Here is a 12,178-nt window from a genome sequence, read left to right as displayed (position 1 = left end):
CCTATCGACCGAAAGAAAGAGAGATAGAGCGAACGCGCTCGAATGTTTCGCCAGCCAAATCGCCGTACCAATTGTCGGTGCGATAGCACAGCGTGACCTGATAAAGTGCCAACTTGTTGTCAAACTGAGTCACAGGAGAGAGAGCCACTTTTTGCCTGAGCGCTTCCTCGGGCTCACAGGAATATGCACCTAGAGTAAAAATATGTTGGTTCACAACGGCAGTAATGGGGTTTTTATTTGCATCGAATCTTTGCTGCTCGATCACCATACCTAGGCGTGAAATGTCGAAGTTGCCCATGGTGCTGTTGAGCGAGCGTTGTATGAGTGAAAACGACTTAGCGGCCTCGTCGAAGGTCATGGTTTCATTGCCCTCGAACAGCTGTGAGCGTTCTCGCAATAGGCTAACTAAGGAATAGGAAAGGCGATCGAGCTTACCTTTCACGGTTTGTTTGACCACCACGTCCATGCTAAACACGATGATTAGGCTAAGTACGAGTAAGACCATCGAAAGTTCGATGATAAAAACACCACGTTGTTTACTGACTGAATGCATCACGCTCAAACTCTTGTAGGCCAAAAACTTCACGTGACAGTGTCACGGACTCGTCATCAAAAAATAGGGCAAAAATTGGCTTGTATTCATAGCTGATGCGATAGAGCGCAATGGGATTATTCTCTCTGTTGCTTCCGCCACTAAATGCCGGATTACTGACTTGGTTAAAGGAGGAGAAATAGCGCACTGAGACATCAAATTTGTTTGGGTCAACGATCTTCACCCACAGTTGGTCGCTATCAAGCAAAGCTTCGCGAAATAGCGCTTCATAATCCGCATTGGCTGAGGTTCGTGCCGCGCGTGATGACTCTGAAATAGAATAATCGACAACGGAAGATATAAAGCCCATCACACATATTTCTGCCCAAGCAATCATTGAGTAAAAAAGCATAATGAAACCCATCGCGAACTCGATACTGACAATACCTTGTTGCTTCTTTGATGTGGCTCGTCTGTGCGACGGCTTTTGTTTAAGCGATGACATTGTTGTGTTTTTTGGTAATAAACGCATAGCTTATCGTTAAGCCTCCCAGCGAATAGTGAGCGTGTTACCGTCTACAGCGACAACGGGTTTACCTTTCGCGCCATCACGAAGCGTAAGCACAATTCGCACGTAGTTTTTGTGCTCGCCAAGCTCGATCATTTTTGCGGGCCCCTCTTTTAAGTATTGTTTTCTCTTGGTGGTGAAATCCTTTGCACCTCGCACGTCAAACACCCATTTATTGCGTTTCTCGAGGAACATGGTGCGCACTTTTCCCAATTCAAAATCAGCCGTGGCGACATACTGTTCGTTACCACTGCCGTTGGCCGTGACAGGTTGGTATTGCATAGCAGTAATGAGCTTGCGAGAGCGCTTTTTGCTGCTGGTTTTTCTCTTTTTCGCTTTAGCTTCTGCAATTTCTTTTGCTTTTGCTGTTGCGGCCAGTTCGGCAACCTGCTTTGCTTTTTTTTCTTTGGCTGCTTTTACTCGCTCTCGCGCCAATGTAAGAGGATCACGGGCATGCTCTTTGGTTTTCTCGATTTGTGACGCTATGTCTTGGTTTGCTGCCGTATTGATGGCTTTGAGAGCTAAGGGCTTAGGTTGTGTTTTTTCGGGCTTGGCTTCTAGTACGGGTTTGATGCCTTTTTCTACATTGTGTTTTGGTTGGGCTGAATCCATGGCCTTAACCAAGTTGGAGGAAGGAGCCTTTGCTATTGTTGATGAAGGTGCGTTGTTTGGTGAAGGCGATGGCACTTTTGCGATAGTGCTTAGCCCTGCAGTGGATTGGGTTAGGTTTGTTAATGTGGTCGTCGGCGTCAACTGAGAATGATGGATCTTAGCGCTATTCAGGCTTTGGAATTTCTCAGCCAGATGGATATCGCTTTCACTGCCTGCGAGCATTTGGCTAAATGCTCGGGTACGTCCTGCTTTGGCAAAAGCCAGTACCAGATTGGCTTTGGCAGTATCGTCGGCACGTCCGCTTTGTACCAAAGGCATTAAAATATCAATGGCTTGATCAAAATCCCCTTGCAGCATTGCAATCATCGCCAGATTGTTCTTGACCGTCGCATCATCGAAATGAAATTGCCTTGCCGATTCAAACGCGACTTTCGCCTCCGCCAATTGACCTTTGCCAGCCAATATCAGGCCTCTCAAGTTATGTGCTTCGCCCAATTCGTTATCTATGCGAATCGCTGCGTTTGTGTATTGTTCTGCTGATGGCATTTTGCCTTGATCGAAAAACACGTTGGCGCGAAGCAAGGCAAGTTCGGCTGTATTCCGAGCCTTTGGTGGAATTTGAGAGAGCTGGAACATCGCGGCTTCAGGATCCCCCATTAAGTAATGCACATTGGCAAGCTTGTGGCGTACCTCGGCACTTGGCTCTTTTTGTAATTCTGTCTGATACCGTGTGATGAGTGCAGAATAGCTGCCAGAATCCATGAGAAGTTTCTCGCCGTTTTGGCGTGCGTAATCGCTAGGTGACGAGGTGGTACAACTCACAACCAGCAAGGTTGTGGCGAGCGCTAAGGGTATTTTCATTATCCGAGCATCCTCATAATTCCTGGTGCCGTGATGAGAATCACGATAGGCATCACGATGAATAAAATGAGTGGCACAGACATTTTCGATGATAGCTTTCCCGCTTTTTCTTCTAGCGAAAGTAACTGAATCTCACGAATGTCTCTCGCCAGCGTAGAGAGCACTTCATAGATAGATGTGCCGTGTTTCATACTTTGCGTTAGTGTCATCACAAAGCTGTGCATTTCAGGGGCGGGTACACGGTCGTGAAGTTCTAGCAAGGCTTTGTCTAAACCCACGGTTTGCGCTCTGTCTCGTAGTCGTTTGAGTACGTAGGCAATATCGCGGTCAAACGCAGCCATTTCTGAGGTCAGGTAGAACAGCGTGGTTTCAACCGTCATACCGGTCTGAACGCAAACTCCCATGATATCGAGTAGGTAGGGAAGTTGACGGGTGATTTTCCCCGCGAGTGAACGGCGGCGCATTTCGAGGTACATATCTGGCGCAATAATGACCAGCACCACAAGCAGGCTCAACCACATGATTTTTGTTTGGTAGTCTTCTAGCAGGGGTTTATCACCGGCAAATAAGATAATGCCGAAACCCACCGCGCCAACGGTGTATTTCACGAGAAAGTAATAAGGGGCAAAGCGTGTGTTGTAGAAACCCGCGCCGATAAATTTTTCAGAAATTTCGGTGTTGGTAGCGGAAAAGAAACTCGACGCGATCCGTGAAATCTCCGCCATGGCTGATGGCTTTTCAACCGAGGTTGTCAAGGTGCCTTTGATAGAGCGATGGCGACGCATGGAGGTATAGACAATCGTCAACAGCAACGCGCCCCCAAAGGTGAAAAATAGTGCGTACAGTACTAACGATAAACCGCTCATTACTTTACGCTCCGCATCAAGGCAGTGATGATAGACATGCCTATCGCTTGACTAATCAATGTGTAATAAAGCAAAGGACGACCTTCAGGATTATTCATGACAAAGTCATAATTTTCCGGGCTGAGTAACCGCATGACACCAAACAAGAAAAAGAACGGGATGGCACACACAATATACGCTGACATTCTTGCTTCAGCGGTCATTGCGCGCTTTTTCATGTCAATGCTTCTGGCATCAAACAACACCCGATTTAATCGCGTGATCACATGACGCAACTGTCCACCGCGATTCACATTGACGCGCATAGAGATAACAAAAAATTGAAAAGCAGGGGTTGGGAAGCGGGAACAGGCTTTGCGAAAAACGGTGTCCGTAGACTCCCCCATGTTCAGTCGCTCCCCCATGATCTTAAATTCTTTTCCGACAATGTTGTCGAGCGATTGACCGACAAATTGGATAGCGTGAAGCAAACTTTCGCCCGCAGACACCGAGCTCGCAATCATATTCAGTGCATCAGGGAAATGATTTTCAAATGCCCGTTGAGCGCGGATATCGAGATAGCGAATCCCTAAAAAAGTCGCGAGTGGCAAGACAATAACAAGACCAGCAAGCGTGCCGACCTTGAATAGCGTCGAGAGCATATAAACCCCAGCAGACGCAGTGACGAAGTAAAATGCGATGATTTTTAGTACGGCAAATTCACCAATGCCAGCGAAAATATTTTCAGCATATCGGCGTATACGCTGTGGCAAGGTAGTTTGTGTTAGGGCTTCCATGTCTACGGCACGGTTTTCTAAAAATCGTGTGACAGGCAGTGGGTTGTTATCACGAAGCATACTTTCTCGGCGGGCTTTTAGTCGCGTTTGCTTGTGAAAAATATACAAACCTACAGCCACGAATAGGCAATAGATAAGGTTCGCAATCATGCAGTTACTCCACTGAAAATGCTGTTTAGTTCTTTTTCAAGACCGAAATAACGTGCCTTTTCATACAAAGCAGAGCGCTCCATTAAACCGGCGGTCACGAAATCACCCAACACTTTGCCTTTACTTGATAGCCCCTGGTGTTCAAAGCGGAATATTTCTTCCATCACCACGTTCTGGCCTTCCATGCCAATCACTTCACTGATGCTCATCACTTTGCGGCTACCATCATGTAATCGACTGATCTGAATGATGACATCGACGGCGCTCACTACGGTGCGTCGAATGGCTTCCAAAGGGAGCGACGCTGTCGCCATCATCACCATGCTTTCGATACGGGAAATGGCATCACGTGGGTTGTTAGCGTGAAGGGTGGTCATGGAGCCATCATGTCCCGTGTTCATCGCTTGCAGCATTTCAAAGGCTTCAGAGCCACGACACTCACCAATAATGATGCGATCGGGGCGCATACGAAGTGCGTTTATCACCAAATTCCGTTGGTTAATTTCGCCCGTGCCTTCAATGCCTGCTGTGCGTGTTTCTAAACGAACAATGTGAGGCTGTTGTAATCGCAGTTCTGCCGCATCCTCAATGGTGACAATCCGCTCTCTTTCCGAAATGTACTGGGATAGGGCGTTCATCATGGTGGTTTTGCCTGAGCCGGTACCACCAGAAATCACGATGTTGAGCCGACAGCGAGAGGCAATTACCATCAGTTTGGCGACTTCCGGGCTCATGGCACCAAACTCAATGAGATCGCCAAAACCGATGCTTTTCTTTTTGAATTTACGAATGGAAATCGACGCGCCATCAATGGCGATGGGCGGTAAAACGATATTGACTCGACTACCGTCCATAAGGCGTGCATCACACAGTGGGACAGATTCATCAACGCGACGCCCCACTTTGGCGGCAATGCGTTTGGCGATGGTAAGGAGTTGTTCGTTGTCGATAAAGGTAATGGGTGATTTCTCAACCAAGCCGTTTCGCTCAATGAAAACGGCTTGAGGCCCATTGATCATGATGTCGGAAATAGAGTCATCTTCAATCAATGATTGAATGGGACCCAGCCCACGAAGTTCGTCATACATCATCTTCACATAGTCATTGCGAAGTGATGTTGGCATGGGCACATTGTCCTGCTCTGTTAGCAGGTTAATGGCTTGGGTGAGCTGACTGTTTAATTCTTCTTTTGACAGCGTGGTAATGGCTTCCGCGTCAATGGCATCAAAAATACGTTCGCGGAATGAGCGATAGAGTTCCTTTGGACCAAGCATAAATAATTACTCGCTACTGGAACGTGTAAAGGAGAAAAGCTTACGTTTAGGGGCGATTTCTTCGCCGATGATCCGTGAGCAAAGGTGCTTGATCTGGGTGCCAATTTTAGATTTCCCGGCACTGAGATAGGTGCCATTCAATAGCGCTTCTTCCACCGTGATCTCGTAGGGGAGAACAATGTTGACGGGAACATCTAGGTACTTTTCGACTTCCGCCTGCGTCACGCTGTTAAAGCGGGAAGCACGGTGGTTGTTCAACACTAAAATGATACGCACGGTGCGTTTGTATTCGGGCTCTTCGAATAATTTTTTCATTTTACTGAGCATCGCGGCGGTTTCGCGTAGACAAGAAATGGTCGGTTCCATCACCAGCACGGCAACATCCAGCGTTTTTAATAAGTTTCTGGGCTGTATATCAAACCCGACGGACGCGGAGTAATCGTCGAGAATAAAATTCGTGTCTGGGGCGAGATAATTGAGCACCAATTCAGTCATCTCATCCAGATCTGCAGATCGTTCGTCGCTGAGTCCGAGGGCGAGATAATCAAGGCGGTTACTCACGCGTGTGACGAGGTTTTTGGATGATGTTTGATCGATTTCTCCCCCGCCGGTTTCTGTATCGTTAAGCCGCCGTTTTTCGCGGTTTTTGATGCCGAGGAAAATATCGAGATTGCTGGAAAGGTAGTTGTGATCGACAACAAGACACGACGTCTGTTTATCGTTGGATAAAATCCAGCTAAGTTCTGCGGTGAGCATGGTGGTGCCCACGCCGCCACGCATGCCAATTACACCAATACGCTTGGCTTTGCGTCGACCGTGGAGAGAGTTCGCTTCAATATGTCGCGTTACGACCGTATCAACAAACTCGGCCAACTCAATTTTATCGACAGGCCAAAAAAGGTAGTAAAAGCCCAGTGATTTTAATTCTCGGATCACTGAAATTGCATCCACATCCCCCAGAATGATGACAGAAAGATAAGAGGGTAGCCGAGCAGATAACTGGCGACACTCTTTGAGCGTGTCTGGGCAGCCAACTAAATCAATGACCACGAGTTGAGCGTTATGCTCTTCGACCTGCGTGGGAATATCTTTGAATTTGTACGCATAGGAAATGGGGACTGAGTGACCATCAAATCTGAAGGTCTCATCCACCAGAATTTTAACTTCTTCAGTACGAAAGAATTGCAGAGACTTCAGGCCATGCTGGCTCCCGATCGCAGGTTCGCTGTCAGTCGTTTCTTTTTTTAGGAGATCGCCAAAATCTAACATAGATAACCTCCTTTATAGGGTGTCTGGTGTGATGATAGAAAGACGTCCTTGCCCAGCAAGCTTGTTTTCCGGATACACCATGGATTCCCATCGCATCGCCTCATGGATACAACCATCATTGTTACGATGATATTGACCGATAACGGCGTAACCACACGCTGGGTTTTGTACCTGATGGATGGTGGTGGACAGGGTCACGTTGCTTTGTTTTGTTCCCGTGCTTTTGCTCATGGTTTTGGCTTCTGAGAGCAACAATTTATCCAGAGAGATACCGCGTTTTATGAGCCACTGTTGTGCATGTTTCGCAATCGTCTTTCCGTGTCTACCATTCCATGAAATCGTGGCACCATGTACCAACAATGCATATTCGTTTTGCTCCAAGTATGCTGAAATTTCTTTCTGCGCGTGCTGCAGAGCCTTATTTTTGACAGTCACCGAATATTCGTAAACAACAGGGGTCACTAATAGGTGGCTACCCGTAATAGCAGGCCCTGTGGCGCAGCCCATTAAGGTGGTTGCAAGTGCTAACGAAAGAAATAGTGTTGCTCTGTGCTTAATGATCATCATTTTTTGAAGCCTCCAGTTGAGAGGATTTCTTCCTGCCACTTCGACACTTCAGGAGAACTGTTTATACCTACACCAAAGAACCGAGACAGTGCGGACGTTCGCTGCATACTGGGCAGTTTGACGTTGGTTGAAGAAATTGGCTCCACCAGTGAAACCGTGGCGACGATAATCAACTCGGTTTTTCGGCGGGTTGTTGAGGTATGGCGAAAAAGAGCACCCAAGATAGGCACATCACCGATAAACGGAATTTTAGATAAGGCTTCTTCATCTTCACTGCTGAGCAAGCCTGCCAGTACAAAGCTGTCACCGTCACCCAGTTCTAACGTGGTGCGAGCGCGTCGTACTTTAAATGATGGGATGTCGAGTAAGGTATCGCCGTATTGACTGTCCACTGAGCTGACTTGCGGCATGATGGACAGCTTGATTTTGTCATCGCGAAGCACTTCGGCAGCCAAATCAAGGCCAATACCGAACTCTTTATATTCAATGCGATAGCCATCATCAATACGATAGGTGATCGGGATTTCACCGCCGACTAAGAAGCTTGCCGTTTCGCCAGAAATCACCGAAACATTCGGCTCCGAAAGCACTTGACCGACATTGTCGTCATTAATGGCTGAGATGTAAGCCGCAATGTTGGTCGCGCTACCATTAAAGCCAGTAATGCCTCTAAAGAACTGTCCGTTACCGCCAAATCCGTCGGAAAAGATCGTTCCCCATTTAATGCCCAGTTCGTTAACCAGCGAGCTGTTGACCTCCGCAATGGTGAGTTTGACGTTGACCTGTTTTGTGACCGCGACTTCTAGATTATTCACTAATCCGTCATAGGTGCGTCGCGCCATGAAATCGATATCGAAACTTTCTCGTGTTGACGTTTTCCATTCCGTTCGCCGTTCGGTGAATTTCTTTTTCAACAACTCCCCAACAATGGAATAGATCTCATTTTTTTCTTTTTGCGTGGGCACAAAACCTGAAAGTACGACTTGCTCGCCAAGGTTAAGCACTGACACTTCGACATTGGGGTATTGAATCGCCAAAATTTGCTCAATCTTGGTGAGGCTTTGGTTAACGACAATTTTCTTTTTGGTGAGTGTTCGACTGTTTTCACCAAAAACAATCAGTGTGGTGGTGCCTATTTCACGTCCAAAAACGACAAGACGGTTGTTGTCGATAACTTGATAGTCGGCGACGTCTGGATCGGAGATGAAAACGGTGCCGATCACGGCATCAAAGGACAAAGATCGCGCGTCCCCTGTCCCTAGGTTTAAAATTCCAGCAGCAAAAGCAGAAGAGGTGCCACCGAGGAGCAAGCCAACAGAAAAAATGACAGATAAGTAATGGCGTCGCATGTTCTTGCTCTCTAGTTAAAGGCCTTATTTTGGCCACGAATTTCAGTAACGGATTTGAAGTTAGGAAGTACATCGTGAGTATCAGCGTTCATTGAACCACTGCTATAAAGCTCATTGCCTGATGCCTTGATGATTTCAACAATGCCTATTCGACGAGCGATCACCATTTTGGCGATTTGCTCACGATTGAGCTCAATCGTGAGAGGAAGCAATTCATCGTGGTCATCTTCAATCGCTAATACGCGTATGTTACGCAGAAGCGGAGACACGGAAAGTGAACGGAAAGACTCGATATAAGTAGACCTAGACGTTTCCCCAATATTCTGTTCGTCAGAGGTTAAAATCATCACATCAACTTTATCCCCCACTGAAATACCTGAGCCAATAAATTCTTTTCGATCAATGGTTAGGGCGTAGGGCGACATGCCATCTTTGATGACAGCATCTAAATAATTGGGGTCATTGGGGAGCAAAAAATCACTCGAGGAAAGGTACACGGCATCGCCAATATCGCGTTTGGCGACCATGCCGGGAACATGCGAGATGATGATATCGCTGACGATCCCATTTTTCAGGGCGTCTTCTTCTCGCAGTTTGAAATATCGGATGTTTTCACGAGTCAGAGTATCACCGCGTTTAACCGATGATTTTAGTTGAGCAACCTGATAGGAAATATTCGATATTCCGGATGCGGTAGTGTGCTTACTTTGGAAAAACCCACTTAGGCCTAAAACGCCTACACCTATGGACAGTAAAGCAATAAGAAAGAATACACGTTGGCTCATGGTTTAATTCAACTTACTTAAATAAATGCTAAACAAACTCGCAACCACAATGGGAACGCCATAAGGCACACCTTTATTGGTTTTGTTTTCTGATATGAATTGCATAACCAAAATGACTAATGCTGTTATTGCGCCTAGAAAGCTAATAATGAATATTGTTAATGAGAAATATTGGGTGTCAATAATGAGTGCATATGCTGAAAATAACTTTGTGTCTCCTGCCCCTAAAATCCCAAAATAAAATAGCACTAGCCCAATAGCGACAACAGATAGAGATTGATATACATGAAGTTGCAATTTCTGTTCGAAAAATGCCAATAATAGACATGTTAGAAGAATGCCAAAGCACAATTTATTGCTTATCTTTCTATGTAAAATATCAGTCGCCATCCCTGCTATTGAGCCAGAGATTAAAAGCAGTTCTAAAGCGCTCAACGAGCTAACCCGTTAGAGTGAATTAGCCCCCAGTGTTAGCAGAGGTGATATTGGTGGAAATCTGAGTCATAGCGTTACTGATAGCCGTTCCAAGAGTAGAATCGTTTGCGACAGCTGCCAGAATGATTGCTGAAATCGCAACGCCAAGTATTGCATATTCAACTGCTGTTACGCCACGTTCGTCATTAATAAAACGCTTTGTGATTTGAGATAATGACATAGATAAGCTCCGTTTGTTTAAGATGATATTTACTAAGAGAAGCATGTGCTTGCATAACCACTCTTTAAGCGAATTTCCCTTGAAGAATATATAAGCACATACTTCACAATAAGATATAACTGATATTAAAAATTATCCACCATCGGTTTTGTCTATTTTTATGTCATATACCGTTGGTTGCTTCAGTTATAAGACGGATGATTGGGTTTACTCTCTGTTTCATAAGCGATCGTTTTAATGCTTTGATGTCAATGACATGATTTACATCACGGTTGGATATATGAAACTAAACGTCGCTTATCATGGTTGAGAACAAATGAGACACTGTTAATTATTCTATTTATTTGATGGTTATCACATAGAAAAACATGAGGAGTGACGGTTTATTATACTATTTAAATTTCAGGATTTATTGGGTGCATAATAATCTGCATGAATAATTGAGCACTTATAAATGAAAGTTAGTCAAAGTGTAAAGGTGGTTATTAAATGTGCACTTTGGTTTTCTCTTTCTTTTGCCCAATATTTTATGCGATGAGTGTATATGGTTACGTTTTTTGGGCTGTTCTTTTGTGAGGTGGAAAAGAAAAGCGGGAGGTCGATATTTTTGTTTTTTAACGATAGACCCGAGTGATTTCAGGATTCCTGAGGCAGGATTCAGACCCTCTTCCGAGGGTGAATATTCGCGCTGAACAGGTTTCTTTAGATGACTTAGCTATCGTGTGCGAGGTGGGAGTAATGTGAGAGGCAAATGATTAAGCAAAAAAGCGAATATGAAAATTAACGCTGTGGGCTAATATCGAGCGCTGCGCGTTTGTCGTCAACGATATTTACCAGATACATTCCTGCGAGCATGCTTAGAAAGAACAGTGCGACGGAGCCAGAGCCAGAACCAAGCAGTGTGATGGCAGGTCCTGGACAGATGCCTGCCAAGCCCCAACCTATGCCAAACAGCGCAGAACCCGAGACCAATCGTTTATCTAACGATTGGTTGTCACTCAAGCAAAATGTTTCCGCAAGCATGGGTTTGGGTTGTCGACGAATCAACAAAAAATAACCCGGCATGAACACAAGCAGCGCACCGCCCATTACAAATGCCAAACTTGGGTTCCATTGGCCGAAAATATCGAGAAAACCAATTACATTGGTAGGGTTCACCATGCCAGAAATCATCATGCCCAAGCCGAAAAGTAAACCTGCTAATAGTGCGATTGCGCGAAAAAACATAGAAACCTCCTAGGCGTGAAGACGTAAAAATACGGTGACAAACGCTGCCGTCATAAAAATTAGCGTAGCGGCGATAGAACGTTTAGATAACCGACCCATACCGCAAATTCCATGACCGCTTGTGCAGCCATTGGCAAGCCGAGTACCGATGCCGACCAGTAAGCCCGCGAGAACTGCGATCATCGGCGAAATACTTGGTGCGAGAGAAGACAGGTCTGGGTATTCGAATCCGAACTGAGGGGCAGTCAAACCCGCGATAACCATGCCGCTAAGAAACAACAAGCGCCAAGAAAATTCGGATTTTCGTGGTTTGAGCAACCCACCGACTATGCCACTGATTCCGGCAATACGCCCGTTGAAAGCGAGCAGTACCAACCCTGAAACACCGAGTAGCATTCCACCGAACAATGGGCTCCAAGAGAATGTATCCCAAGGGATCTGAAACGACATAACTACTCCCTGATTTTCTTCAATTAAACAAATGCATATGCGTTTATGATGATATTAATCATACGACGATCTTTATTTAAGTCAATGCTAATTTAGAGTCTTGTATATGAGTTTAATCTAATATAGTGTAGCAGTTATTGGCTCGTACTGACAGAAAACGACGAGTCCCCCATTTTTGTTTATGTATCATTTTTCGATACCACGATGCATTCGTAGGTGGAGAAACACAGGAGTGAG

General features: G+C 45.7%; 14 protein-coding genes. All 14 read right to left on the bottom strand.

Annotated elements, in window-relative coordinates; genetic code table 11:
- Nucleotide 1: 1 nt before the first annotated feature.
- Nucleotides 2–553: a tight adherence pilus pseudopilin TadF gene (gene tadF / locus ACED36_RS03850; protein WP_016959148.1), complete on the bottom strand. Its 552-nt coding sequence runs from the start codon at nt 551–553 to the stop codon at nt 2–4.
- Nucleotides 537–1,037 carry a TadE/TadG family type IV pilus assembly protein gene (locus ACED36_RS03845; protein WP_241824019.1) on the bottom strand — a complete coding sequence of 167 codons (501 nt, stop codon included), beginning with the start codon at nt 1,035–1,037 and terminating at the stop codon, nt 537–539. The genes tadF and ACED36_RS03845 overlap by 17 nt, the downstream gene beginning before the upstream one ends.
- Before the next feature lie 36 nt (nt 1,038–1,073).
- A complete protein-coding gene (locus ACED36_RS03840; protein WP_016959150.1) occupies nt 1,074–2,573 on the bottom strand; it encodes a tetratricopeptide repeat protein in 1,500 nt (499 codons plus the stop codon).
- A complete protein-coding gene (locus ACED36_RS03835; protein WP_016959151.1) occupies nt 2,573–3,439 on the bottom strand; it encodes a type II secretion system F family protein in 867 nt (288 codons plus the stop codon). The genes ACED36_RS03840 and ACED36_RS03835 overlap by 1 nt, the downstream gene beginning before the upstream one ends.
- Complete coding sequence (locus tag ACED36_RS03830) at nt 3,439–4,365, bottom strand: type II secretion system F family protein (RefSeq protein ID WP_016959152.1); 927 nt, start codon at nt 4,363–4,365, stop codon at nt 3,439–3,441. Before ACED36_RS03830 ends, ACED36_RS03835 begins: the two co-directional genes overlap by 1 nt.
- A complete protein-coding gene (locus tag ACED36_RS03825) occupies nt 4,362–5,639 on the bottom strand; it encodes a CpaF family protein (RefSeq protein ID WP_016959153.1) in 1,278 nt (425 codons plus the stop codon). The genes ACED36_RS03830 and ACED36_RS03825 overlap by 4 nt, the downstream gene beginning before the upstream one ends.
- A 6-nt stretch (nt 5,640–5,645) precedes the next feature.
- On the bottom strand, nt 5,646–6,908 hold the full coding sequence (locus tag ACED36_RS03820) for a cellulose synthase operon protein YhjQ/BcsQ (protein ID WP_016959154.1): 1,263 nt from the start codon (nt 6,906–6,908) through the stop codon (nt 5,646–5,648).
- A gap of 12 nt (nt 6,909–6,920) precedes the next feature.
- Nucleotides 6,921–7,475, bottom strand: a complete 555-nt coding sequence (locus ACED36_RS03815; protein ID WP_016959155.1) for a hypothetical protein — start codon at nt 7,473–7,475, stop codon at nt 6,921–6,923.
- Entirely contained in the window at nt 7,472–8,824 is a 1,353-nt protein-coding gene (locus tag ACED36_RS03810) for a type II and III secretion system protein family protein (protein ID WP_371732830.1), read from the bottom strand. The genes ACED36_RS03815 and ACED36_RS03810 overlap by 4 nt, the downstream gene beginning before the upstream one ends.
- A gap of 11 nt (nt 8,825–8,835) precedes the next feature.
- On the bottom strand, nt 8,836–9,609 hold the full coding sequence (cpaB, locus tag ACED36_RS03805) for a Flp pilus assembly protein CpaB (RefSeq protein WP_016959157.1): 774 nt from the start codon (nt 9,607–9,609) through the stop codon (nt 8,836–8,838).
- A 3-nt stretch (nt 9,610–9,612) separates the two neighbouring features.
- The gene (locus tag ACED36_RS03800; protein ID WP_241819161.1) at nt 9,613–10,044 is read right to left on the bottom strand and encodes a prepilin peptidase; all 432 of its coding nucleotides are present in this window, start codon (nt 10,042–10,044) and stop codon (nt 9,613–9,615) included.
- Nucleotides 10,045–10,066: 22 nt separating this feature from the next.
- The gene (locus ACED36_RS03795) at nt 10,067–10,264 is read right to left on the bottom strand and encodes a Flp family type IVb pilin (RefSeq protein ID WP_016959159.1); all 198 of its coding nucleotides are present in this window, start codon (nt 10,262–10,264) and stop codon (nt 10,067–10,069) included.
- A gap of 780 nt (nt 10,265–11,044) precedes the next feature.
- Nucleotides 11,045–11,491: a YeeE/YedE family protein gene (locus ACED36_RS03790; RefSeq protein ID WP_016959160.1), complete on the bottom strand. Its 447-nt coding sequence runs from the start codon at nt 11,489–11,491 to the stop codon at nt 11,045–11,047.
- A 9-nt stretch (nt 11,492–11,500) separates the two neighbouring features.
- On the bottom strand, nt 11,501–11,941 hold the full coding sequence (locus ACED36_RS03785) for a YeeE/YedE family protein (RefSeq protein ID WP_016959161.1): 441 nt from the start codon (nt 11,939–11,941) through the stop codon (nt 11,501–11,503).
- Between the last annotated feature and the right edge of the window lie 237 nt (nt 11,942–12,178).

The organism is Enterovibrio sp. FF113 (assembly GCF_041439165.1).
GTDB lineage: Bacteria > Pseudomonadota > Gammaproteobacteria > Enterobacterales > Vibrionaceae > Enterovibrio > Enterovibrio norvegicus_A.
This window is presented reverse-complemented; position numbering and strand designations above follow the sequence as displayed.